General features: G+C 55.9%; 23 protein-coding genes and 1 other RNA gene. 8 read left to right on the forward strand and 16 right to left on the reverse strand.

Features of this window, described 5'->3' with window-relative positions:
• Positions 1–21 precede the first annotated feature (21 nt).
• The 12 genes from AAHA39_RS00750 to AAHA39_RS00805 all read right to left on the reverse strand — a co-directional run bounded on the left by AAHA39_RS00750 (position 22) and on the right by AAHA39_RS00805 (position 11,549).
• Entirely contained in the window at positions 22–699 is a 678-nt protein-coding gene (locus tag AAHA39_RS00750; protein WP_320545944.1) for a formyltransferase family protein, read from the reverse strand.
• On the reverse strand, positions 700–1,380 hold the full coding sequence (locus AAHA39_RS00755; RefSeq protein ID WP_320545945.1) for a PIG-L deacetylase family protein: 681 nt from the start codon (positions 1,378–1,380) through the stop codon (positions 700–702).
• Positions 1,370–2,836 (reverse strand): bifunctional UDP-2,4-diacetamido-2,4,6-trideoxy-beta-L-altropyranose hydrolase/GNAT family N-acetyltransferase, encoded by a 1,467-nt coding sequence (locus tag AAHA39_RS00760; protein WP_342689986.1) that lies wholly within the window; start codon positions 2,834–2,836, stop codon positions 1,370–1,372. Before AAHA39_RS00760 ends, AAHA39_RS00755 begins: the two co-directional genes overlap by 11 nt.
• Positions 2,837–4,126: an aminotransferase class III-fold pyridoxal phosphate-dependent enzyme gene (locus AAHA39_RS00765; protein ID WP_320657006.1), complete on the reverse strand. Its 1,290-nt coding sequence runs from the start codon at positions 4,124–4,126 to the stop codon at positions 2,837–2,839.
• Entirely contained in the window at positions 4,123–4,878 is a 756-nt protein-coding gene (locus AAHA39_RS00770; protein ID WP_320657007.1) for a glycosyltransferase family protein, read from the reverse strand. Before AAHA39_RS00770 ends, AAHA39_RS00765 begins: the two co-directional genes overlap by 4 nt.
• A complete protein-coding gene (locus tag AAHA39_RS00775; protein ID WP_320657008.1) occupies positions 4,875–5,720 on the reverse strand; it encodes an aldo/keto reductase in 846 nt (281 codons plus the stop codon). The genes AAHA39_RS00770 and AAHA39_RS00775 overlap by 4 nt, the downstream gene beginning before the upstream one ends.
• Positions 5,711–6,853: a UDP-4-amino-4,6-dideoxy-N-acetyl-beta-L-altrosamine transaminase gene (gene pseC, locus AAHA39_RS00780; protein WP_320657009.1), complete on the reverse strand. Its 1,143-nt coding sequence runs from the start codon at positions 6,851–6,853 to the stop codon at positions 5,711–5,713. Before pseC ends, AAHA39_RS00775 begins: the two co-directional genes overlap by 10 nt.
• Positions 6,850–7,854: a UDP-N-acetylglucosamine 4,6-dehydratase (inverting) gene (gene pseB, locus AAHA39_RS00785; RefSeq protein WP_182953985.1), complete on the reverse strand. Its 1,005-nt coding sequence runs from the start codon at positions 7,852–7,854 to the stop codon at positions 6,850–6,852. Before pseB ends, pseC begins: the two co-directional genes overlap by 4 nt.
• Before the next feature lie 104 nt (positions 7,855–7,958).
• On the reverse strand, positions 7,959–8,804 hold the full coding sequence (locus AAHA39_RS00790; RefSeq protein WP_320657010.1) for a cobalamin-binding protein: 846 nt from the start codon (positions 8,802–8,804) through the stop codon (positions 7,959–7,961).
• On the reverse strand, positions 8,797–9,759 hold the full coding sequence (locus tag AAHA39_RS00795; protein WP_320657011.1) for a cobalamin biosynthesis protein CobD/CbiB: 963 nt from the start codon (positions 9,757–9,759) through the stop codon (positions 8,797–8,799). Before AAHA39_RS00795 ends, AAHA39_RS00790 begins: the two co-directional genes overlap by 8 nt.
• Positions 9,756–10,448, reverse strand: a complete 693-nt coding sequence (gene mtnN / locus AAHA39_RS00800; protein ID WP_320657012.1) for a 5'-methylthioadenosine/S-adenosylhomocysteine nucleosidase — start codon at positions 10,446–10,448, stop codon at positions 9,756–9,758. Before mtnN ends, AAHA39_RS00795 begins: the two co-directional genes overlap by 4 nt.
• A 168-nt stretch (positions 10,449–10,616) precedes the next feature.
• Positions 10,617–11,549: a ZIP family metal transporter gene (locus AAHA39_RS00805; protein WP_019446013.1), complete on the reverse strand. Its 933-nt coding sequence runs from the start codon at positions 11,547–11,549 to the stop codon at positions 10,617–10,619.
• A gap of 387 nt (positions 11,550–11,936) precedes the next feature.
• Here AAHA39_RS00805 and AAHA39_RS00810 point away from each other — a divergent pair, with 387 nt between their 5' ends.
• A complete protein-coding gene (locus tag AAHA39_RS00810) occupies positions 11,937–13,568 on the forward strand; it encodes a methyl-accepting chemotaxis protein (protein WP_320657013.1) in 1,632 nt (543 codons plus the stop codon).
• A 381-nt stretch (positions 13,569–13,949) separates the two neighbouring features.
• Here the strand turns inward: AAHA39_RS00810 and suhB are convergent, their stop codons facing one another.
• Positions 13,950–14,753 carry an inositol-1-monophosphatase gene (gene suhB / locus AAHA39_RS00815; RefSeq protein WP_021230872.1) on the reverse strand — a complete coding sequence of 268 codons (804 nt, stop codon included), beginning with the start codon at positions 14,751–14,753 and terminating at the stop codon, positions 13,950–13,952.
• 199 nt (positions 14,754–14,952) lie between these two features.
• Here suhB and AAHA39_RS00820 point away from each other — a divergent pair, with 199 nt between their 5' ends.
• The 3 genes from AAHA39_RS00820 to emrD all read left to right on the forward strand — a co-directional run bounded on the left by AAHA39_RS00820 (position 14,953) and on the right by emrD (position 17,677).
• Positions 14,953–15,408 carry a hypothetical protein gene (locus AAHA39_RS00820; RefSeq protein WP_042030005.1) on the forward strand — a complete coding sequence of 152 codons (456 nt, stop codon included), beginning with the start codon at positions 14,953–14,955 and terminating at the stop codon, positions 15,406–15,408.
• A gap of 148 nt (positions 15,409–15,556) precedes the next feature.
• On the forward strand, positions 15,557–16,219 hold the full coding sequence (locus AAHA39_RS00825) for a glutathione S-transferase family protein (RefSeq protein WP_320657014.1): 663 nt from the start codon (positions 15,557–15,559) through the stop codon (positions 16,217–16,219).
• Between the two features lie 261 nt (positions 16,220–16,480).
• Positions 16,481–17,677: a multidrug efflux MFS transporter EmrD gene (gene emrD, locus AAHA39_RS00830; protein WP_320657015.1), complete on the forward strand. Its 1,197-nt coding sequence runs from the start codon at positions 16,481–16,483 to the stop codon at positions 17,675–17,677.
• A gap of 84 nt (positions 17,678–17,761) precedes the next feature.
• Here the strand turns inward: emrD and AAHA39_RS00835 are convergent, their stop codons facing one another.
• Positions 17,762–18,670, reverse strand: coding sequence for a LysR family transcriptional regulator (locus tag AAHA39_RS00835; protein WP_320657016.1), 909 nt, complete (start codon positions 18,668–18,670; stop codon positions 17,762–17,764).
• A gap of 161 nt (positions 18,671–18,831) precedes the next feature.
• Between AAHA39_RS00835 and fdhD the strand changes: the two genes are divergently transcribed.
• On the forward strand, positions 18,832–19,629 hold the full coding sequence (fdhD, locus tag AAHA39_RS00840) for a formate dehydrogenase accessory sulfurtransferase FdhD (RefSeq protein WP_320657017.1): 798 nt from the start codon (positions 18,832–18,834) through the stop codon (positions 19,627–19,629).
• Positions 19,616–21,907 carry an FdhF/YdeP family oxidoreductase gene (locus AAHA39_RS00845; RefSeq protein ID WP_320657018.1) on the forward strand — a complete coding sequence of 764 codons (2,292 nt, stop codon included), beginning with the start codon at positions 19,616–19,618 and terminating at the stop codon, positions 21,905–21,907. Before fdhD ends, AAHA39_RS00845 begins: the two co-directional genes overlap by 14 nt.
• A gap of 171 nt (positions 21,908–22,078) precedes the next feature.
• Here AAHA39_RS00845 and ssrS read toward each other — a convergent pair.
• Both ssrS and zapA read right to left on the reverse strand, forming a co-directional pair.
• Positions 22,079–22,261: non-coding RNA, 6S RNA (ssrS, locus tag AAHA39_RS00850), on the reverse strand.
• Between the two features lie 16 nt (positions 22,262–22,277).
• Positions 22,278–22,610: a cell division protein ZapA gene (gene zapA / locus AAHA39_RS00855; protein WP_033116026.1), complete on the reverse strand. Its 333-nt coding sequence runs from the start codon at positions 22,608–22,610 to the stop codon at positions 22,278–22,280.
• Positions 22,611–22,783: 173 nt separating this feature from the next.
• Between zapA and AAHA39_RS00860 the strand changes: the two genes are divergently transcribed.
• Both AAHA39_RS00860 and ubiH read left to right on the forward strand, forming a co-directional pair.
• On the forward strand, positions 22,784–23,353 hold the full coding sequence (locus AAHA39_RS00860; protein ID WP_320657019.1) for a UPF0149 family protein: 570 nt from the start codon (positions 22,784–22,786) through the stop codon (positions 23,351–23,353).
• Between the two features lie 154 nt (positions 23,354–23,507).
• Positions 23,508–24,758 carry a 2-octaprenyl-6-methoxyphenyl hydroxylase gene (ubiH, locus tag AAHA39_RS00865; protein ID WP_320657020.1) on the forward strand — a complete coding sequence of 417 codons (1,251 nt, stop codon included), beginning with the start codon at positions 23,508–23,510 and terminating at the stop codon, positions 24,756–24,758.
• Positions 24,759–24,774: the final 16 nt, after the last annotated feature.

The raw sequence follows: 24,774 nt of genomic DNA on the forward strand, positions 1-24,774 counted from the left end.
ACCTTTGATACAATTTTGATTTTAATCGTTATGTTTCTGTATGCGAACATGTGCTTCTATATCTCCAGATAATCGCATTGTCGGATGCGAAAAAACTAACCTATATTTACCAACGTCAATATAAGCTGGAGGGTAACCATCAACATCTAAAACTCTTATTTTATCAAATATATGTTCAATGCTGTCATTCATATCAATATTGCTTTGCTCCTTTTTTCTACGCTCAAATAATGTGACATCCCCAATTTGTGGCATTGGCGTAGGGAGTTCATGCAATAGTTTTTTCATCATGGATATGATAGTGAGATAGATCCTTCTGAATACCTCCTCGCCACCGCCAAGTAGGGATACATCTTGGCGTAAGTATATAGGGCCGGCATCTAGCTGATTTGTCATTTTAAGTGCCACAACTTGAGTAGTTTGATGCCCATTCAGCACCATATTCTGAATGGGGCTACCTCCTCTGCCGTAGGGTAAAGGTGTGCTATGAAAGCAGATGCATGTAAATTCTTCTATTAACTTATTAGAAACAATCCATGACCAATGTGGAAAAAAAATCAAATCTATATTTTTTTTAGACAACAAGAGTAAGTCGTCTTGAGATTTACAAATATAAGTTGCGTTGTTAAGCAGCTCAGGTGATTTTTCCTGTAGCAAATGCCAGAATGAGTCGCTTTTGCAAGCAATAGCATATTTCATTTATAGCGACCTCGATTTAATTATTTCAAACGCTTCTGAATAATTAAAGCCAGCCTGAGAACCTCTAACTCTATTTATATTTTCTATGGACGAAATTGATCTTGGGTGAGGTATATCTCTCATCTCCATCCAATAACAGTTGAGTGCTTCAATTTTTTTATGCATAAACTTATCGATGTTTACAAATAAGTTAGGGTTAAAGGTACGAACTCCCCATTCTGTTGAGGATGCAATTTCATAAGCTCTTATTTCTTGCCATGACTCATTTGGTTGAGCTCGAAAAGCAACTAATGTTGCCTCATGAACTCGCCTATGATCGATGTTAAGATCTGCAGACGAATGAGTATATATTATATCGGGAGATATATATTTTTTTACTTCCTCTATGTATCTTGCTAATTCGAGGAGTGGTACCGTGTCAAGCATATTATCTGGAAATTGACCTCTTCCAACCCAAGTGAATCCAATGGTTCTGGCTGCTAGGTCAGATGCTTGCTTTCTCTCTTGCGATAAATTTTCATCATCAATATTATTTACTCTGGCACCGATACCATTAGTAAATGATAATGCATATACAATATCCCCTTGGTTAATGTGTTTGGCAATAGTGCCACCACACCCAATGGTTTCATCATCAGGGTGGGCTGATATAACTAAAATAATTTTTTTCTTATACTTCATCTAACCTCCTATTTTTAGTAAGTTCCATTTCTAGGAACTCCTCATTTGAGCTTCTTTCAAGAAAATTAGATTTTTTATATAGTTTAAAAGCTACATCATTAGTTACTTTTACACACAAATTTAGCTTTTCTAAATTTGCTATATCAAATGCAATGTATTCTATTGCCTGAAGAATTTTCTTTCCAAACCCTAACCATTTATCACCAGGGTGTCTATATATATCTAACCAGGCTTCTTTTTTTATCCAATCGATTCTGTGTAAAGATGTAGAACCCATGATTTTATTTTCATAAAAGACCGCATAGTTTACATTGCAAGGGTCCTGCTCTTGACTTTTTATATATTTAATATGAGAGGATATTGATATACGCTTTGTATCATGCATTTCTTTACGAACTTTAGATCTATTTCTTATAGATAAAATAGTTATTTTTTCAGACTTATTCAATTGAATGAATGGGACTAATGTCAATTCTCTATAAGTGATAGTTGTAGATATTTTTGAATAATAAAAAAGTAAGTGAGATAGTCGTTGTGCCCCGTCAGGAATAGGGTATTTCCCCATGTTGAGAGCATGGGTTCTTCTTATTTGAATGTCATTTAATACCGACATAGAAGTTCGTATTTTTTCTATAAGATTATCATTGTCCCAGTTGTCAATAATTTCAAATAAGTTATGACTAGAGATGCGCTCTAGTTGTGAAGACTGGTTTTCAGCTGTTTTTATAATAATGGAAGGTAACAATGATGCAATTAGCTCAAAAATTGTCTGCCCTGCCGCACAAATAGATATATCACTTTGATACATTAATTCTGCTACCTGTTTGGCGCTAAGGTTAGAGTAATAGATACAATTTAATGAACATGCTGTCTGCACATTTGTTATTATGTGTATTGTTGCAGATGGATACATTTCTTTTGTTATGTTAACTATACGGTTAGTTATCCCTAGAATATCTGTTCCACCCATCATAACAAGAATGTTGTTAATAGTTTTTTTTGGTTTTTTATTCTTTTTACGGATATCAATAAAATCTGGTCTGATGGGTTGCCACGATGTGCCCATGAGCCAGCGAGATGGATTGTTTATAATTTTAGTTACGTCTGGTGTGGGATGTATAACTAGACCTTTTGGATATTTCACACGAAAAGTGTCATCAATATATGCTGTTATTTTAAAAAGCGATGATAATATTTTAAGTTGTGTTGCTGATGCTGTATAGCTATCTATAATAGCAATATCCATGTTCAAGGAAATCGTTATTTTTTCGAACTGCCATTTTTTCCATACTATGTTATTCCCATTAATAAACAGATGTGCAATTGAATCGCCATCAATCACCCATTGAACTTTACCACCTAATTTTTCCCATGCAGTGGCATATGAATGACATCGACTTATATGCCCCAAGCCTCTCTGTTGGTCACCCTCTGTAAAAATCCAAAGTGTCATCATTTAGCGTACCTTGAACACTGGCTGTATAGATTTGCCGTGTAGTTTGGCAGTTAGAGATTTATCGTGATCATGGTGGATTAGCGCTGGCAGTATGTCCCGATAAGCGGCCAGCAAAACGGCCACATCTCGTTCGCTGTGGGCCAGACTCATATTGTGACTGCCAAGAGTGAGGAGCCCCCGCTTGCACAACTCCTGGATCAGATAGCTCTTGAGAAGCCAGGTAGAGTGGTTTGCTGAATCAGCAACCAGCAGAAAGCTCCAGCTCGGGTGTCCGGCAGTTTGCAGCCAAGCGGGGGCATCGATCTCTTTTAGCAAGCTATCGAGCCCATCCAGTACCTGTTGTCCCCGCTCTGCAAGCCTCTTTGGCACATCAAGTCGCCGCATCTTTTTGATGACGGCGTTGGCGGCTGCGAGGGCAATAACATCCCCGCCGAAGGTACCGGAGAAGAAGATGTCTTCCATCCGTTTCATATATTGGCGGCGGCCAACAACGGCGGAAATGGGGAAACCGTTGGCCATGCCTTTGCCAAATGCCGCGAGGTCCGGTGTTACACCAAAGAGGCTCTGAGCCCCGCCCAAGTGGTAGCGAAAGCCGGTAATGGTCTCATCAAAGATGAGCAGCGCGCCATGGGCATCGCAGAGTTGGCGCAGACCAGGCAGAAAATCCGGGGTTGGCCAGGTTACATTCATCGGTTCCAGAATGACGGCGGCAAACTCGCTCGGGTGAGCTTCCAGCAGACGCTGCAGCGAGGCAAGATCGTTGTAGTCAAATCTGTGCGTCAGCTCTCTCACGCATTCGGGGACCCCCAAATGGCGGGTGGTCGAGCCTATATACCAGTCTTGCCAGCCGTGGTAGCCACAAACGGCTACCCGCTCGCGGCCAGTGACTGCACGGGAGAGCCTGATACAGGCTGAGGTGGCATCAGTCCCATTTTTGCCAAAGCGAACCATTTCGGCACAGGGGATAAGCTCAATGAGCTGTTCCGCGACCTCGGTTTCCAGCCGGTGGGGAAGGGAGAAGATCGAGCCCAGATTGAGCTGTTCCATTACCGCCTCATTCACATCCTGATCGCAATATCCAAGACTGATGGCCAGCAGGCCGCTGGCGAAATCAAGATACTCGTTGCCATCTACATCCCAAACATGTGCACCTTTGCCGCGCTCGATAAAGAGTGGGGCGGCGCCATAGGGAAAACAGAGGCGGCTTTTAGAGAAGGTTTGGGAGCCAAGAGGAATGCTCTGTTCCGCCCGAACAGAGAGAGCCAGTGAATGTTGATAACGTGAGGTCATATGTGATTCTCCTTGGCTAGCGAATTAGCCAATCCTTCGTTGCGTTGGTGCCGGGTATTCAGTGTTGCCAACTCCGGCTGCTGCGCCAGCAGGTCGAGGATATCGTCGGTCGTAAAGGTTGGGTTGGTAGGATAGAGAGCCTGATAAATGCGCTCCACCAGCTCAAAATCGTCAGGCTCATCGACAGTCCAGCGCAGGTGGGCCAGCGAAGGCGAGCGCTGCAGTTCGCCGATGGAAAACTGCTCGGGATGACAGCGAACGTAATAGGTGACATGTTCCCGCTCGGTTTGCGTGGTGGCTTTTTCCTGCAAGGTTGCCAGAGTCGCTCCGCTCATGATCTCGGCATCCAGCCCATCCGGATAACTGGGATTGCCGCAGTTGCTGCTGTAGTCGAACTTGCCCGAGAGATGGAGGGCTATCAGTTCGTCTATTACCATTGGGTCTGCCAGTGGGCAGTCAGCTGTGAGACGCACAACATGGGTCGGACTGTAGGGTTGGGCCGCCAGATAGAAACGCAGCAATACATCGTCAAGAGAACCGCAGAAACAGGGGATATTCAACCTCTCGCACAGTTCAGCAATGGCACGATCTTCTGGCTTATCGCTGGTGGCAACCAGCAGCTTGTCCAGTAGTTTGCTCTGTTGCAGCCGTTCAATCTGCCTTGCCAGCATGGGGTCGCCCAGCAGTTCCTTCAGTACCTTGTTGGGCAGGCGGGAAGAACTGGTTCTGGCTTGCAGAATACCTAGGATCATTGTGTTCTCCAGAGTCCGGGGTTGATAAGTTCCTGTTCCATAGACGCCAGATGGGCGATATCGGCCTCGTAGCACTCGTGCAGCGCTTGACTGGCTGCAACGATAGCGGCCAGCTCTTGGGCATGACAAACACCGACAACAAAGCGGCTTACTTGTGGTAGGGCCGTCATGATGGAGAGGGCTCTGCCAAGCGGGGCCATTGAGGGATGCCAGTGGTCAAACCGTTCAAGTGCGGTAGCGAAACGCTGAAAATAGTCAGGTCGCTGTGCTGGCTGCATCAACAACAGTCCCTGCAAAAAGAGCGAGCGAACATGGATTTCACAACCCATATCTACCAGTTTGTCGAGCCATCCAGTGCGTAAAAAGCGTTGATCGAGCAAATTGGCAGGTAATTGCACCAGTTCCAGAGGATATCCAGCTGCGCTCCAGGCATCGAGCTCCTCCGGGGAGTAGACGGAGATCCCGAGTTTTCCGATCGAGCCCTGTTGCTGCAAATCGGTGAGCAACTCGAACATGGCAGGTGAGGCATCCTGGCTGCGGTGCAGCAGCAAGCCATCGAGCCGCTTTCGCCCCAGTAGATGCAAACTGTTGTTGACTGCGGCCTTAACATCGGAGAGCGGTAGCCCCGGGGCCAGCTTGTCGATGAGCGTGAAGCCAGTGATATCTCTTTGTCCCAGCCTCTGCTCGGCATTGCCATAGGCTTGCGCCGTATCCAGGGTATCGATACCTGCATGACGGGCCAATGCAATGATCTCGTCGAGTTCCTCATCGCAGACTTGTCCGTCGTGATTGCTGATCCCGTAATCCAGACCGAATTGCACCGTGCCCAGAGCTAGTCGCATAGTGCCTGCTCCAGCGCATCTACGACCTGTTGCTGTTCTGAGTGTGTCAGAGCCGGGAACAGCGGAAGAGAGATTGCACCCTGATAGTAGGCTTGCGCGCCCGGATAGGCAGCTGGATCATGTCCCAGACCACGGTAGTAGGGCTGGGCTGGGATAGGAATATAGTGAACATTGGCGCCAATACCGGCAGCACGCAGCCGGGCAAATACCTGATCGCGTTTGGCTACTTGGATGACATAGAGGTGATAACCGCTCTGGCGGTTATCACTCTGTTGCAATGGCTGGACCGACAGGGGGGATAACAGCGCGTCATATCGCTTGGCAAGTTCACGTCGCTGGGCAATGAACTGATCAAGACGGCTCAACTGACTAAGCCCGAGTGCAGCTTGAATGTCGGTCAGACGATAATTGAAGCCAAGAATTTGCTGTTCGTAATACCACTCTCCGGGGGAGGGCATGAGCAGAGCTTGCGGATCACGAGTGATTCCGTGGCTGCGATAGAGTCGCAATTTGGCTGCCAGCTTCTGATCCCGGGTGGTGACGGCACCTCCCTCTGCGGTCGTAATCGGCTTGACCGGATGAAAGCTGAAGACCGTCATATCGCTGTGAAGGCAACTACCGATAGGTGACCCCTGATAGTGGGCGCCCAGTGCATGGCAGGCATCCTCGATCAGAACGATTCCGTACTGGCGACAGAGCGCACCGATCTCTTCGAGATCGCAAGGCTGCCCGGCTAGATGCACCGCAATCAGGGCTTTGGGCTGGGTGTGGGTAAGCACTGCTTGCTGCAGTTTCTTATCCAGTGCCACTACATCGATGTTACCGGTAGCAGGTTCAACGTCGACAAAGTCAACGTTGGCATTGCAGTAGCGAACACAGTTCGCCGAGGCCACAAAACTGACCGCGGAAACCCAAACGGTATCTTTGGCGCCAAGCTCCAGTACGGCGCAGGCCAGATGAAGTGCCGTGGTACCGTTACTGCAAGCCACTACGTGTGGCACTTGGCAATAATCGGCGAGTCCTTGCTCGAAGGCTGGAACGGTTTGACCTTGGGTCAGATATTCAGATTTCAGTACGGCAACGACTGCCTCAATATCGGCATCGCTGATCGATTGGCGGCCATACGGGATCATTCGGACAATACCTGCTGGTTCATGCTCTGTAGTTCAGCTATCGACAGAAAGTGCTGATTATTTAGCGAATTGTATTCAAAACCCGGAGCAACCAGCGTGGCTGTTTCGCCCAGAGCATTAATGCTGAAATCATTGTTGCGGCTATTGAAGCTGATGCTGGGAGCAATCACGTAGTAGTCGTTAAACTCATAGGTATGGAAAGAATCGTCTGCCGGGCACATTACTTCGTGGAGCTTCTCCCCGGGACGAATACCGATAATCTCCTGCTTGAGCGACGGGGCCATAGCGGTAGCAAGATCGGTGATCCTGACCGACGGTATTTTAGGTACGAACAACTCTCCGCCACGCATGCGCTTGAAATTGTTCAATACAAAATCCACCCCTTGCTGCAGGGTCAGCCAGAAACGGGTCATCTCTGGATGGGTGATGGGAAGCGTATTGGCACCGCTCTTGATCAGATTGTCGAAGAAGGGAACTACCGAGCCCCGTGAACCGACGACGTTGCCATAACGCACGACCGAGAAGATGGTTGGATTCTTGCCAGCCATATTGTTGGCGGCGACAAAGAGCTTGTCAGAACAGAGTTTGGTGGCGCCGTAAAGGTTGATCGGGTTGGCCGCTTTGTCGGTCGAGAGCGCGATAACCTTCTGGACACCATTGTTAAGTGCAGCCTTGATGACGTTCTCGGCTCCCCCAACATTGGTCTTGATGCACTCCATCGGGTTGTATTCAGCTGCTGGCACTTGTTTGAGCGCAGCTGCGTGTACCACGAAATCGACATCGCGCATCGCCATATCGAGGCGTTCTCCATCGCGCACATCGCCGATAAAGTAACGCATGCAGGGATCATTGAAACGCTGCTGCATTTCAAACTGCTTGAGTTCATCACGGGAGTATACGATCAGTCGTGCAGGCTGGTAACGGGAGAGCACGGTTGCAATAAACTTTTTGCCAAATGACCCGGTGCCACCGGTAACCAGAATTGTTTTTCCATTGAACATGATGGTGCCCCATGATGAGGTTGGTATTTGAAAAATTCTAAAGCACTTTCTATGCCATTTGCAGACACTGATTGGTTGATGTGATCTGAATGGCTCTTTTGGGGTTAATCGTCACCACGCTTGGTGTTAGCGCTTGCGAGCGTGCGGCATATATCTTCCACCGCATTGAGGGCTCTTGGGGTGAATCGGTGCAGCTCATCGGAGTTGGCCAGCATCAGTCGGTGATGTTTCACCGCATCAAGGTTTGGCCACTGCTGCCAGTGACTCAGGGCGTCAGGATCTTGACTCCCGGCCAGGATCAGCGCGGGGTTAGCCCTGATGACCTGTTCAATATTCACCTGAGGATAGGGTGTTCTGGCATTGCTCATGACGTTGACTCCGCCGCAGAGTTCGATGGCCTGCGCAGGCCAGGCGTTACCGCTCACGCTGGTGAGCGGCGGGTACCAGAGCTGGTAGAACACCTTGACGCCGGTTGGCCTGCCATAACGCTGCTCCAAGTCATGCAGGCGTGCCAGATAGCGATCGGCGGCTTCGTTGGCGCTCTTTTCCACCCCCAGCAATTTGCCCAGCGCCCGCATCTCGGTAGCCAGCGAGGCAAAATCGGTAGGCTCAGAGTAGAAAACCGGGATACCCAGCTGCTCCAACGGGACCAGCATCCGTGATTGAGCCGAGCGCCAGCCGAGAATGAGATCCGGCTTTTGCGCCAGCACAGCCTCGACGTTGATGCTGCGATAATTCGCTACCTTGGGCTTGGTTTTGACCTCGGGGGGATAGTCTGAGGCATCGTCGATGGCCACCAGTTTGTCGCTGGCGCCGATGTCATAAAGCAATTCGGTCAGGTGGGGAACAACGCTCACCACCCGGGTTGGCGTGGCGGCCTGCAGTGCACCGGGCAACCAGGCAAGCAGCGCGCAGGGCAGCCAGATAGGCAAGAACAACACTCTACCCATGAAATAACCCCGCTACCGTGACAACCAGCGCCAGTATCAACCAGCCCCAGCCGCACCCTTGCAGAATGTTGAGCACCTTGCGCGGTGTCTCGCTATCTGGCTCAGCACCCGTGCCGATGACGGGCCAGCGCTGGAGAGCCCCCTGATAGTAGCGAGGACCACCAAGGCGGATCCGGCACTTGTCTACCAGCAGAGTGAGCAGCATCCCCATGGCGGGATAGGGCCAGAGCGCACCACTGCGCAGCAGCTGCGCAGCCTGTTTGAGACGGCTTGCCAGCAGTGGCAGCCCCAGCAGCAAAATGACGGAGGCATTGAGCCCCTGATAGAGGGCGCTGGCGGCGCGACCAAAGTGGTCGAAGGCGGGTTCTTTGCGACTCCAGCTTTGATTCATCAGCTGCACCAGCCGCCAGAGCAGGGCGCCCTGTACGCCAGCTAGGGCAAATCCCAGCAACGGGCCAGCCCATTGGCCGACCAGACGCAGGGCGCAGCTCTCCGTCACCGCTTTGGCGAGCCCCATGGCCGAGAGTTTGCCGGTTTCCCGTTTGAGCCAGGGGGCGGACTGCAATCTCGCCAGCGGCAGGGTCTCCTGGGTGGCGAGCGAGCGGGTGGCATGGGCGAGTTCGCGCAGTGGACGGGATTCGAGCATCAGCAGCAGGAACAGCAGGTCGAAGATCGGCTCGCTCAGGGCCAGATTGCGCAGCGACCAGAGCCCGGCGGCGCAGGGGAGCCAAACTACCAGCATTGCCAGCAGGCCGGCCTGCATTTGCTGGCCGGGTGAACCATCGGGTCTGTGTACCTTGTGCCCCAGCTTGGTCAGCAGGGGCGTGACGGCCGAAAGACGCAGATGGGATGGCCACGGGATCACCGCCTCCAGTAGGGCTGCCCCCACCAGAATGGCCGCCGTCGTCGAGAGGAGGGCGTCGGCCATCAAATCAAGCGAGCCGGTCTCGATCACAGCTTGCCGAGCATCTTGATGATCACTTCGGCGGAGTGCTTGCCGGCCACTTCGATGAAGGCATCGAAGGATTCAACCTGTTCCTTGCCGGCGATATCGGACATGGCGCGAACCACCAGATAGGGCACTTTGAACATGTGGCACACCTGACCGATGGCGGCACCTTCCATCTCGACCGCCAGCATCTGCGGGAAGTCGGCGCGAGCCTTGGCGATGGCTTCCGGTTTGCACATGAACTGATCGCCGGTGCAGATAAGGCCGACCTTGGTCTGGTGTTTGCCCTGCTCGGCGATGCAATCCTGAGCGACCGCGATGAGCTTCTCGTCGCAGGGGAAGGCGGCGGGTTGCTGCGCCATCTGGCCCATCTCGTAACCAAAGGCGGTCACGTCGACATCGTGAAAACGCATCTCGCTGGCGATCACCACATCACCGATGTGCAGATCCTGGGCAAAGCCGCCCGCAGAGCCGGTATTGATGACGCAGTCGGGGGCAAATTTTTCCAGCAGCAGGCTGGTGGCCACGCTGGCGGCGACTTTACCGATACCGGAGCGGGTCAGGATCACCTCTTTGCCTGCCAGCATCCCTTGATAGAACTCGCAGCCGCCCAGTTGCAGGGTGGTGGGGTTGCTCATCTGGCTGCGCAGCAGGGCCACTTCTTGCTCCATGGCACCGATAATACCTACTTTCATTGCTGACCTCGTCTTGATAGCCGTGTGGCTTAATTTAAGTTGCTGTAGATCATAACAAAAGATGTCGTCGGCGCCGAGAGGCACAAGCGAAAGGAGAGATGAAGTGCGGCGCTCCATATGGGAGCGCCGCAGGTGACAAAAAGCATTGATGAGGAGGGGAGAGGGCCTTTAGCCGAGCGCGGTATCGAGCGTCATCATCAGGGCAAAGCCTGCCATCAGACCGAGGGTGGCATAGGTCTGGTGACCGTTGCGGTGGGTCTCCGGGATCACCTCGTGCGAGACCACAAACAGCATGGCGCCGGCGGCGAGCCCAAGTCCGATTGGGTAGGCGATGGCAAGGCCGCTGGAGAGCCCGACCCCGAGCAGGGCGCCAACCGGTTCGAGCAGGCCGCTGGCGATGGCAACCAGCACGGCGACAGAGGGGCGAAAACCGGCGGCGCACATGGCCAGCGCTACCGCCAGCCCTTCGGGAATATCCTGCAGTGCGATGGCCGTGGTGAGCGGCAGCCCCACCGACATATCACCCTGGGAGAAGCTGACCCCGATGGCCATCCCCTCCGGCAGGTTGTGCAGGGCGATGGCAAAGACGAACAGCCAGACCCGGGAGCAGCTCTCATGGCCGGGGCCGCAGGGGCCGGTTTTGTCATGCTCGTGCGGGGTGAACTGATCCAGCCCCAGCATCAACAGCACCCCGAGGGTCATGCCGACCACCACCACGGCGGCGGCACTAAAGCCGTTGCCGGTGATCCCCTCGGCGGCCTCCAGCCCCGGCAGCAGCAGGGAGAAGGCACTGGCTGCCAGCATCATACCGGCGGCAAAGCCCAGCATGGTGTCCTCAACCTTTTGCGGTACCGAGCGCAGAAACAGAGCGGGCAGGGCGCCGATGGCGGTGGCGGCAAACCCGGCGGCACCACCGATCAGGCCGTAGCGCACGCCGCTGGTCACCTCGCCGGTAGCGAGCATGATGAGACTCTGCAACAGCAGCAACAAGACGGCAGCCAGCGCGATAAAGAGACCGAGGGCGGTAAGTGGCCGCGCCTGCAGTTGTTCACGCAGCTGGGCAGACCAGGTTGAAGCGGGCAGATACGAGCTGTTATCCATAAACAGGGCCTCTTGTTACAGCAAATTGTTACAACGAACGGGGATGGCGCTCCGCCATCGGGTCATGTTGGTCATTACAACGAGTTGATGGCCCCTTGTCCATGCCACTGCCTCGATTGCATTTATCGGTTAACTATTTGAAATGATTTGGTCGCTATAAATATTTTGTGATGAATGTCGGGTTGTGAAGGAAATCGGCTTGCATTCATTTGGTGAAATCTGGTGAAGGATTAGGCGATATTGTGATAGAGTGCGCGCCTCGCGAAATCGTCCTTCCCCCGCTTTCGCAACCTTCCATCTCCCGTCAGGAATGGCCGGGATCAGCTCATACGGATGTGATCGCTACTGTTTACCTGCTTGTCAGCAGTTGAGGATCAACAGCCAATCATGTTTTACAAGAATCTCTCCATCGGCAAAAAGATTGCCGTGGTTTTTGCGGTCATTGCCGCAGTCAACGTTGTCTTCGGTGTTTTTCTCTCCAGCGAATTGCGCGGCGTGCGCGATCGGGTGCTGAATTTTACCGACTCCACTTTGCCGAGCGTGCTCTCGGTCGAAACCCTGCTCTACGACGTCTCTTATGTACGTCGGGCCCAGTTTGCCCTGCTGATGGTGGATGATGCTGCCGACCTGCAGGCCCGTCGTGGCCGTATTCAGGAGAATATTCGCAAGGTTGACGAGGCATTTCGTGCCTACGAAGCGACCGTAGGGGCCGACAACGAGCGCCAGGTGTTTAACCAGGCCAAACAACAGTGGCTCACTTATCAACGTTCGGTAAACGAGTTTGATATGCTGCTGGTGCAGGGTCAGCACGAGCAGGCCAAAACCCAGCTGTTTGCCTCCAACCCGCTCTTCGGGGCGCTGGAGCAGGCGGTCAACTCGCTGATCCAGGTGAACCTCGGTTTCGTCAAAGAGAACCGTGGCAGCCTGCTTGGCAGCGTCAGCATGGTGACCACCTTTGCCATGGTGAGCATCGGTGCCCTGCTGGTCTTCATGGTGGTGATGACCTGGTTCCTGACCCGCCAGATCTGCCTGCCGCTGCAAGCCGTGGTGGCTCAGGCCAACGCCATTGCCTCCGGCGATCTGACCCATCAGCTGGAGCGTCAGCACATCGGCCGCGACGAGCTGGGCATGCTGGCCAAAGCCTCTCTCAAGATGCAGGACAACCTGCGCGGTCTGATCGAAGAGGTGGTGGCTGCGGTCACCCAGCTTGGCACTGCCATCGAGGAGGTGAGCGCCGTCTCCGAGCAGTCTGCCAAGGGCATTCAGAGTCAGCAGCAGGAGATCTCGCTGGTGGCGACTGCCATGACCCAGATGAAGGCCACCGTGGCCGATGTGGCTGGCAATACCGAAACTGCCTCCAGCTCTGCCAGCTCAGCCAATGCGCTGGCACGCAGTGGCAATCAGGATGTGCAGCGTTCGCTGGTGGCTATCACCCGGGTTGCCGAGGAGATCGAGCAGGCCGGTACGCTGGTGACCGAGCTGGAACGTGAATCCGCCCAGATCAATGTGGTGGTGGATGTGATCCGCGGCATCGCCGAGCAGACCAATCTGCTGGCCCTCAATGCAGCCATCGAAGCTGCCCGTGCCGGCGAGCAAGGCCGTGGCTTTGCCGTGGTGGCCGACGAGGTGCGCACCCTGGCGGGTCGTACCCAGGCCTCGACCGGTGAGATCGTGGCCATCATCGAAACCCTGCAGGCGCGTGCCAATCAGGCGAAAGAGGTGACGGGCCAGAGCTGCGAGATGATCCGCCAGTGTGTGGATCAGAGCGAGCAGACCAGCAACGGCATCCAGCAGATTGAAGAGGCGGTCGCCCAGATTGCCGACATGGCGATCCAGATTGCCAGCGCCTGCGGTGAGCAGGATGCGGTCTCCGACGAGCTGGGCCGCAACGTCGAGCGGATCAACGAGTCCGCCAACGAGGTGGCTCTGGGCGCCGATCATACTGCCCGTGCCTGTCTGGAGCTGAGCCAGCTGGCGGTGGGTCTGAAGCAGACCATCGGTCGCTTCCGCCTCGCCTGATAAAGGGGCTGGCGTACGCCGGCCTCTTCATTCATAAAAGTCGGGGCGCTTTACATGCCCTCACGACACCCGGCCATGTGCCGGGTGTTTTTTTATCTGGCGATGGGTACGAGGCCTGATGGTTGGGGTTCTTCGCAAGGGATGAAGGTCAGGGCAAACAGGGGGGCAGATGATTATCTCGGCCTGTGCGCGGTGATATTCAAGAAGGTTGGTTAAGGCGTATTTGCTAACGAGAGAAGGGCGACGAACGGTTTTGGGGATGGGGTGAGCTGTGGGGGAGGAGAGCATAAGCAGTTGGTTGGAATGCTCTGACAGGGTATATCGCAGCAATAAAAAAACCGGCTTGCGCCGGTTTTTTTATCTGTCTGCTCGAAGGCTGGCTTATTTGGCCAGAGACTCCGGCAGCTCTTCGCGGATCTTGCCCAGCATCTCTTTCAGGACGCGCGGGTTGGCAACCACGATGTTGCCGGAGTTTTCGTAGTTGTGACCACCAACGAAGTCGGTGACGATGGCGCCAGCTTCTTTTGCCAGCAGCTCACCGGCAGCGGTGTCCCAGGGTTTCAGGCCGATTTCCCAGAAACCGTCGACACGACCGGCAGCCACGTAGGCCAGATCCAGTGCGGCAGAGCCGGAGCGACGGATGTCGGCACATTCGATGAACATGCTCTGGAACATCTTCAGGTAAGGCTCGATGTGATGCTTCTGCTTGAACGGGAAGCCGGTCGCCAGCACGGTGCCAGCCAGCTCTTTGGCCTTGCCGACACGAATGCGGTAGCCGTTCAGCTGGGCGCCGCTACCACGGGTAGCAGTGAACAGCTCGTCACGGATCGGATCGTAAACAACGGCTTGTTCAGTCTTGCCCTTGACGCGCAGGGCGATGGAGACGGCAAAGTGCGGAATGCCTTTGACCAGGTTGGTCGTGCCATCCAGTGGGTCAATGATCCATTGGTAGTCCGGATTGGTACCGGCAATCTCACCAGACTCTTCAGCGACGATGCTGTGTTCCGGGTAAGATTTTTTGATGGTGTGAATGATGGCCGCTTCAGCTTCACGGTCAACGTTGGTCACGAAGTCATTGCTGCCTTTTTGGATAGCCTCAATGTTCTCGGGCTGGGAGAAGGCTTTTACTACAACTTGACCGGCGTTGCGCGCAGCGCGCACGGCGATATTCAGCATCGGATGCATAGGTTCACCACTGGATGTTAAAGAACGGGGGATAAAAGGACGCGGTATGATACCAGTATTTTGTGGGATGGCAACTGTTATCCCCCTACGACCAATTGATTGCGACTGCCAGATCTGACGGCTCCAATATAGCCCTAATCTGCGCTAGTCTTATGGCAGCAGCCGGATACTGGCTGCCATGAGCATAGGGATATGAGCCATGAATTTGTCATTAGTGAGTCAAAACGTGTCAGGCGCCAGTGAAGGTCTGCTGGCCATTTTGCGGTCATCACCCGAGTATGGTGACCATTTTGCCCATATCAGCGTGACGCCACTGACCGAGTGGCAACCGGCCAAGGCCGAAGCGGCGATCCTGCTGATCGATGGCGATACCCCCTGGCAGGATGCCGGGTTTATCCGTGGCGAAGATGATGCCATCGGATTGCCGGTACTGCCGCTGTTGATCCGAAAGGGGGACAAGGATCTCACCATCTGCGGCCCCGATGTGCGCGATCCCCGTTTCTACTTTGTCTCCAACGGCATCGTGCTGGAGGAGTCAGAGCTGGCAGACCCCTCGTGTAGCCGGGTGCTGCTGCGCAAGCTGGAATCCTACTTCCCGCTGCTCTCTCGTCTTATCCTGCTGCGTCAGCGCAAGTCGGCCGTCGTCTTGAACTGATTCCCCCGGCAAGCTATGCAAGCGGCGCACTATCTGTCATCACTGGCAGATAGTGCGCCGTACTCTTTATGGTAAAACCATATCTGGTGAAAGAGTGGGCATCAGGATGCTCAGTTATGTGTGTGACTACATCAGCAAGGAGTGAAGGATGATCGACTTTTATACCGCCGCAACCCCCAATGGCTTCAAGGTGGCCATTGCACTGGAAGAGCTGGGATTGCCCTATCGGGTCATTCCTCTCGATCTCTCGGCACTGGATCAGAAGAAGCCGGAATTTTTGGCCATCAACCCCAACGGCCGCATTCCGGCCATCGTCGATCGGGATAATGACGATTTTGCCGTATTCGAGTCGGGCGCCATCCTTATCTATCTGGCGGAGAAAACGGGCAAATTGTTGCCGGCGGACCCCAAACGCTGTTCTCAGGCCATTCAGTGGTTGATGTTCCAGATGGGCGGGGTAGGGCCCATGATGGGGCAGGCCAATGTCTTCTATCGCTACTTCCCCGAGAAGATCCCCGCCGCCATCGAACGCTACCAGAAGGAGGGGCGCCGCCTGTTCGAGGTGCTCGACAGCCACCTGGCTCATCACGAATATCTGGCGGACGAGTACAGCATCGCCGATATCGCCACCTGGCCCTGGGTGCGGATTTATGACTGGAGCGGCATCTCCATCGAGGAGTTACCCCATCTGCAAGCCTGGATGGATCGGATGGCCGAGAAGCCTGCCTGCCAGAAGGGGATTACTATACCGCCGCGCAAAGAGCAGCCGGATGAGCTGATCAAGCAGGCACAACAGATGGTAACACGTTGATTTTGAACCGCAGACGGGGCGTATTGCCCCGTAATATTAGAAAAACTAAGGCAAGCCGATTATAAAGATTCGTTCGTTTTCTGTGAGCTGAATCACTATGATGCCCCCATACCACCAAGCGTCCTGTGCGGTGGTCTGGCGGGCTCCCCGCCTACTGTTTCCAACACTGTTTTTGATTGCATCACAGCCTCTGTGATCAGATTCCTCTGGGCCATTTTGTGCCAGAGGGCGGCAGCATTTTTTCGATTTTTTGGGACTGATATGGATCGGCACAGTTTTTATCCGTTGTTTTTACTGACCATTCTGATGGTCGCTGTGGGCCAGATGACCCAGACCCTCTATGTCCCCTCCATTCCCATGATGGCGGGGGACTTCAATGTGGCCTCGGGCCAGTTGCAGGCGGTGATGGCCTGCTACCTGATCCCCTATGGCCTCTCCCAGTTTGTCTACGGGCCGCTGTCGGATCGCATCGGTCGTCGTCCGGTGCTGATCGTCGGCATGATGGTGTTTCTGGTGGGCACCCTGATCATTCAGGTCATCCCCCATTTTGCCGCCCTGCTGGTGGGCAGCTTTATTCAGGGGCTGGGTACTGGTGCCGGTGGCGCCATGAGCCGTACCGTGATGCGCGATCGCTACAACGGCGCCGAGCTCAACCGTGCCAACAGTCTGGTGAGCATGGGGGTGATCTTCTCCCCGCTGCTGGCACCGGTGCTGGGTGGCTGGCTGACCGAGCTGTTCAACTGGCGTGCCGGTTACTGGTTCCTGTTCGGTTTTGGTGCCGTAGCCACTCTGGCGATCATGGCCTGGTTTGGTGAGACGCTGCCTGCTGCTGCCCGTCAGCCACTGCGCGTCGGTGCTGCCTATCGCCATGTGCTGGGCAACCCCAAGTTTCAGGGCAACCTGCTCTGCCTGATGGCGACCTTTGCGGGACTCGCGGTATTTGAAGCGGCGGCCGGTGTGCTACTGGGCGATGTGCTGAAACTGAGCGCCCGTACCGTGAGCGTGTTGTTCGTGCTGCCGCTGCCCGGCTATCTGTTCGGTGCCTGGCTCTCTGCCAAGCTGAGCTTCCGTTTGACTCAGGGCAAACTGATGCGTCTTGGCATCGCCTTTCTGGCGCTCGGCTCCCTCATCATTCTGGTACCGGGGCTGTTCGGGGTGGTGAGTGCCGCCTCGCTGGTCGGTGGTGCGGCCGTCTACTTCATCGGTAGCGGCATTCTCTACCCGACCGCCACCTCCTGTGCCATCGAGCCCTTCCCGGGTCAGGCCGGCACCGCGGGTGCCATTCTCGGCGGGATGCAGAATCTGGGTGCCGGTGTGGTGACCCTGCTGGCGGCCGGTTTCCCGATGACCGGTCAGGTGACTCTGGGGGCCATCATGACCCTGATGGTGCTGATCGTGGCGCTGAGTTTTGTCTGGCTGCGCCACCACGGCTCGCCGCACGAGCAGATGGCGATGTGATGCCCGCGCTTGCTCTCTGAAAGCCCGCCTTCTGGCGGGCTTTTTCTTTGCCAGAACCGGATGAGGTTTACCGCTTGGCCTGCGTCAAGGCGCGTTTGCCGGTTCACCTTCTGCCACCAGTTCAAGAAAGGCACGCATGGCGGGGGTGATGCTCTGCTGGCGGGTCAGAAAGGCGGTATGGCCGATATTCTCCAGCGGAGCGAGTGGCAGGCAAACGAGATCCGAGAGCTTGCTGGCAGAGCGGGCGAGGCCTGCGCTGACGATGGCCCAGCCCAGCCGGTGGCGTACGGCGCTGACCAGATGGAACAGCGAGTCGGTCTCCAGTACCACGTTGAGCGAGGTTCCCCCCTGCTCGGCGGCGCGATCCAGATACTGACGAAATTGCATGGTGCGGCTGGGTAGCACCAGCGGCTGTTGCTGCAGTTCAGCAAGCGCAATGTCGCCGCTGCGCGGGTACTGATCCGCTTCGTCACGGTTCATCAGCACCGCCATCTGGTTAGCGCCTTGCGGGTAGACATGAAAGGCGCGCCGGCCAGCTCCGCCGGCGGGTTCATCAAATCCCAGTCCGATATCGCACTGATGCAGCTCCAGCTGTGATAGCAGGGCTTCGTTGCTGAGCACCGACAGACGGATGACTATATCGGGATAGCGCTGCTTGCAGCGGGCGATAAACGGCATGATGTCGAGATTGGACTGGGGCACGATGCCGATACGCAGGGTGCCGGATAGCTCGCCCTGGAACAGGGCCAGCTCCTGCTTGAGCACCTCCTGTTCCAGCAACATCCGTTCGGCATATTGGCGCACCAGCTCGCCCGCCTCGGTCAGGGCGACAAACTGGCTGGTGCGTACCACCAAATCGGTGCCGACACTCTTTTCCAGGGCAGTAATGCTGGCCGAGAGGGTGGGCTGGGTGATGTGGCAGGCTTTGGCCGCTTTGGCAAAATGCCGGTGTTTGGCCAGTTCGTGAAAGTAGTGAAGTTGCTTGATGTTCATCTGGTTGTAGTGGAGGCAGTGGAACCGACTATTGAAGAATTAATCAATTGAAAAAACATCTTCGATAGAACAACTCTATCAGGATATAGATTTATTTCATTGGTTTTGCGTCAGTCGCCTCTCTAAACTTGAATGCAGTTTGCATTTTTAGGCCAACCTGCATGCCTGCCCATTCTCCCGTCGCAACCCCCGCCAACTTGCCCTCACTGGATCATCTGGTGGAAGAGGTAGCCGTCGCCATCAACATCAATGGCATCAACCATGCGGTGATGATGGCGACCCCGGACGATCTCGACGACTTTGCCGTCGGCTTTCTGTTTGGTGAGGGGATCATCCGGCATAACCACGAAGTCCACGACATTGAGATCGCGCCAGCCGAACAGGGTATTGTGCTGGATGTGACCATCGCCAACCGCTCTCTGGCCGCCTTGACCGAGCACAAGCATCGGCTGACCGGGGTGACCGGTTGCGGCATCTGCGGCGTGGCGGCGGTGGAGCAGGCGCTGCCTGCATTGCCGGTGTTGCCACTGACGCCGCCGCTGGATGGGGCCTTGCTGGCAGGTTTGCGTGCGCAGATCACCCAGTGGCAGCTCAAGGGACAGCAACACGGCGCCCTGCATGCGGCGCTGGCGCTGGATGCCGAGGGCCGGATCCTCCACTGCCGGGAAGATATCGGGCGCCACAATGCCCTCGACAAGCTGATCGGCCTGCTGCTGCGTCAGCAAAGTGCGTGCGACACCCTGGTGGTGACCAGCCGCTGCGGCAGCGAGCTGGTGCAAAAAGCCGCCCGCTTCGGTGCCCGTCATCTTATCTGTCTGGCATCGCCCAGCCAGCTGGCGGTCAGGCTGGCCCTCAAATACAACCTCAACGTCGTTCATATTCCCAAGTTTGATGCCCCGGTCAGCTATTCGAGCTATCGCCCGGCGGATCCCATCGGAGAGTGCCATGAGTCATATTGAAAAGCCCGCCAAAGCCGGCGGTTTTTCGTCCCTGCAATCCACCATGAAACAGGTGCTGCGCAGCCAAAAGACCCGTCAGAACATCAAGAACCTGCTGCGGGTCAACCAGACCGACGGTTTCGACTGCCCGGGGTGTGCCTGGGGTGACAACGACCACGGCACCTTCCAGTTTTGTGAGAACGGCGCCAAGGCGGTGGCATGGGAGTCCACTGGCAAGACGGTGGGGGCCGAGTTTTTCGCGGCCCACTCGGTGCGCCAGCTGGCCACCCAGAGCGACTACTGGCTTGAGTATCAGGGGCGGCTGACCGAGCCGATGCGCTACAACCCGGCGACCGATCACTATGAGCCGGTAAGCTGGAACGACGCCTTCTCCCTGATTGCCGACGCCCTCAAGGGGCTGAATAGCCCGGACGAGGTGGAGTTTTACACCTCAGGGCGTGCCAGCAACGAAGCTTCCTACCTCTATCAGCTGTTTGGTCGCCTGTTTGGCACCAACAACTTCCCCGACTGCTCCAACATGTGCCACGAAGCGAGCGGGGTTGCGCTGATCCAATCGGTCGGCATCGGCAAGGGCACTGTGGTGCTGGATGATTTCGATCAGGCCGATGCGGTGTTCGTCTATGGCCAGAATCCGGGTACTAACCACCCGCGCATGATGAATGCCCTGCGCCAGGCGGCGCGCGGCGGCTGCAAGATCGTCAGCTTCAACAACTTGAAAGAGGTGGCCCTCGAGCGCTTTGCCAGCCCGCAGAGCCCGCTCGAGCTGCTGACCCCGGCGGCCACCACCATCAGCCACCAGTACCTGACACCGAAACTGGGTGGCGACATGGCCGCCATCCGCGGCATGGCCAAGTACATCCTGGAAGAGGCGCCGGAGGCGGTGGATCGCGATTTTATCGCCCGCCACACCCGCCACTTTGCCGAGTACGAGGCGCAGGTGCGTGCCACCGACTGGGCGGCGATCGAGCAGCAATCCGGCCTGACTCGCGCAGACATCGTGCAGGCCGCCCGGGTCTTTGCCGCCAGCCAGCGCATTATCAGTTGCTGGGCCATGGGGGTGACCCAGCATCTGCACTCGGTCGATACCATTCGCGAAATCGTCAACCTGCACCTGATGCGCGGCCAGATTGGCAAGCCGGGGGCGGGGCTCTGTCCGGTACGGGGCCACAGCAACGTGCAGGGTAACCGCACCATGGGGATCAACGAAAAGCCGACCGCTGCCTTTATCGAGCGGCTCGAGCGTCACCTGCAGGTGAGCCTGCCGCGGGCCCGTGGCCACAACGTGTACGAAGCGCTCAAGGCGCTGGACGAGGGCAAGAGCAAGGTGCTCATCTGTTTGGGTGGCAACCTGGCTGCAGCGGCGCCCGATACCGACTTCACCTACGGGGCGATGAAAAAGGCCGAGCTCAACGTGCAGATCAGCACCAAGCTCAACCGCAGCCACTTGCAGGTGAGCAAGGCGGCACTGATCCTGCCCTGCCTTGGCCGCACCGAGCTCGATATCCAGCGCAGCGGCAACCAGAAGATCACGGTGGAGGACACCTTCAGCATGGTGCACGCCTCGACCGGCGCAGCCGAGCCGGTGTCGCCGCTCTGCCTCTCCGAGACCGACATAGTTGCGCGGATGGCTCATGCCACCGTGGGCAGCGAGCGGGTCGACTGGCTGGCTCTGCGCGATGATTATGCCCGTATTCGCGATCTTATCGAGCAGACCATCGCCGGCTTTGCCGATTTCAATGCCCGCATCCAGCAGCCGTGCGGTTTTCATCTCGATAACTCCGCGGCGCTGCTGACCTGGAATACTGCCAGCGGCAGCGCTGAGTTTCGTGCCAGCACCTTGCCGCAATCAGTGTTGCCGGAGTGTACCCGCCATGCCGAGCATATGGCGGATCAACCGGTACTGCTGCTGCAGAGCCTGCGCTCTCACGATCAGTACAACACTACTATCTACGGCATGGATGACCGCTATCGCGGCATCAAGGGCCAGCGCAACGTGGTGTTCATGAACGAGGCGGATGCTCTCCAGCTTGGCTTTGCCGAAGGGGATCGGGTCGACATGGCGGCCATCTGCAACGATGGGCGCGAGCGCAGCGTGACCGGTTTTGTGGTGGTGATCTACGAGATCCCGCGTGGCAACATCGCGGCTTACTATCCGGAAACCAATCCGCTGGTGCCAATCGACAGTATCGGCGCCGGCTCGTTTACCCCCACCTCCAAGTCCATCCCGGTGCTGGTGACCGCCTCCCGCCAGCCGGAGAACCTGTTGCTGGTCAAATAAACGGAATAACGCGGCTGGCTGCACTAATACCCGCCTGCACTTTAATGCCGTGATGCCCCGGATGAACTGTTCATCCAGGGCATTTTTCTGGTGTGCGGGGCAGGGGGGCTGGTTGCGTGGACAAGCAGGAAAAGAAAAAGCCCGTCACATCAGTGACGGGCTTTTTGCAGTTGGAACCCCGGAGATGCCGTTGCCGGTTTGGGCCCTTGAACCGTCGGTTCAAGGCGGGGTTCGGATCTGACCGCAGGCTTCTCGGTCGTGCCGAGCATGCGCAATAGCCAGAAGGCAGAACCCCTGTTTGGTATGAATATCGGCTCGGGGACTTGAACCGGCTGACAAACACCCCAGGGTATTTCAAAACAGTTTGCGATTAGGGCTGCTGCCCCTCTTCGCTGGAATCGCCATATTGACCGTGCTCGATCAGGGCTGCTTCGATAGTGCGCTGCAGCATCTTGATCCGCTTGTCCATGGTCTCAGAGTATTGGTGGTTCTTCTCTTTTTCAAGACAGAGCTCATGGCAGAAATTAAGCGCCGCCATGACCGCCAATTGCTCGTTGCTGGAGACTTTGGAGCGTTGACGCAGGTCGATCAGTTTATCGGTCAGCTGGTCGGCGGCCTGGCGCAGGGCATCCTGCTGTCCCAGGGGACAGGATACCTTGTAGGGACGTCCCAAAATGACGATTTCTACGGCCTCTGTGCTCATGCCTTCCTCAATACGGCGGAGCTGATTTCCGCCTTTATCCACGTGGACAACTGGGCGGGACTATATAGCGCAGATACATAAGTTTCAAGGCCTTGCTGGCTCTGGAAGAGGGAGAATGCTAGGATCCTGACCATTAATTCTGCAAATTTGCCTGAACTTTGAGCGGATCTTCTATGAGCAAAACAAACCCCCTTAAATATGCGGCTGTGGCCGACATCATGGAGCAGCATGAGCTGATGGCCAGTGCAGTCGAGGCCCATGGTGTGATCTGCGGTCTGGTGTGTGGTGGTGTGGCACTGGATGAGAAGAGCTGGGTCCCCCATTTCAACGATTTGGTGAACGACGGTTTCGGGCTGCCGGCCCCGGTGCGCCAGGTGATGACCGATCTTTATCACAATGTGGTCGAGAGCCTGATGGCTCAAAAAGGGGTGGAGTTGTTGTTGCCAAGCGATGATGCTCCCCTCGATGAGCGGATCGATGCGCTGGTGGACTGGTCCCAGGCATTTCTGGCCGGTTTCGGTGTAGTGCAGCAGGAGCTGTCGCGTGCGTCGGAAGAGCTGCAGGAGATGATCCAGGATATCGCCAGCATCACTCAGGTCTCTGCCGAGTTCGATCAGGAAGATGACGAGAACGAAGCCTCCTTCCTGGTGCTCTACGAACACGTCAAACTGGGGGTCATCATGGCCTTCGAAGAGTTTGGCAAGCGCCCCGATACCCCGAGCGCGCCGCCGACTCTGCACTGATAGATTGTTGCAGGCAAGTCAGCCTCCTTTTGCAAGAGCGCCATATTCTGGCTAACCCTGTGAGCCGTAACCGCTTTTTTGCCCTCAAGCGCACATCCGCCGGTCGCCTTTATGGTAGCATGAGGCCACGTTTTTCACTTCTCCCTCTCTGCTTATGCCCCAATCTGATGTGCGACAGGTCGATGTGACGCTGGTCGGTGGTGGAATGAGTGGTGCCGTGCTGGCCCTCTCGCTGGCGGCCCTGCGCAAGCCGGACGGCTCGCCCCTCGACATCCTGCTGCTGGAGGCGAGTGCCCCCGAGGCGCAACCATCCGCAACCCCTGCTCACCCCGGTTTTGATGCGCGCGCCATTGCGCTCTCGGCCGGTACCTGCGAAGCCCTGGAGAGGCGCGGACTCTGGCCCCTGTTTGCGCCCCATTGCGCCCCCATTACCCAGATCCATGTCTCGGATCGCGGCCACAGCGGTCAGACTCGTCTCTCGGCGGCGGAGTATGGGCTGCCTGCGCTCGGTCAGGTGATCGAGTTGGCGGCGGCGGGGGGCGAGTTGCAGCGAGCGATGGCCGCCATTTCGCACATCAAGGTGATCTGTCCTGCCAAATTGCGCGAGGTAGCGCCGCGGGAGGAGGGGGTGACTCTCACCCTCGAGAGCGGTGAGCAGATTGATACCCGCCTGCTGGTGGCGGCGGACGGGGGCAACTCCTTTGTGCGCCAGCAGTTAACGCTGCCGGTGAGCCGTCACGACTATGAGCAGAGCGCCATCATCGCCACCGTTAAAACCCAGCAGGATCCGGCGGGCCGTGCATTCGAACGTTTTACCGAGAGCGGGCCGCTGGCGCTGCTGCCGATGCAGGGCTGCCTCTCTTCGCTGGTGTGGAGTGTCAGACGGGACGAGGTGGATGAGCTGATGGCGCTCGATGATGCCGCCTTCCTTGCCCGCTTGCAGCAGGCCTTTGGCTGGCGGCTTGGTCGCTTCGAGCGATGTGGTGTGCGCAACGTCTATCCGCTGATCCTGACCGCCTGTGACTACCCGCTGGCCCAACGCACCGTGCTGGTGGGCAATGCAGCGCATGCCCTGCACCCCATTGCCGGGCAGGGTTTCAACCTCGGCATGCGGGATCTCGACCTGCTCACCGGGGCGGTGGCCAAGGCGCTGGCAGAGGGCGAGGATATCGGCAGCTTCAAGGTGCTGAGCGGTTACTGGCAGCTGCGTCAGCGCGATCAGGAGCAGACTGTCTGGCTCACCTCTTCGCTGGCTCAGCTCTTCTCCAACAGCCACGATCCGCTGGTGGCCGGGCGCAATCTGGCGCTCTCCCTGATGGGACGGCTCCCTTGTCTCAAGGCGCCGCTCGCTGCGCGTACTCTGGGGTTCGTTGCCGATCTCTGTAGCAATAATCTGCAGCAATAAATCGCCAGAGTTCAAC

The sequence above is a fragment of the Aeromonas sp. SE22 genome (genome assembly GCF_038739755.1).
GTDB classification, from domain to species: domain Bacteria; phylum Pseudomonadota; class Gammaproteobacteria; order Enterobacterales; family Aeromonadaceae; genus Aeromonas; species Aeromonas jandaei.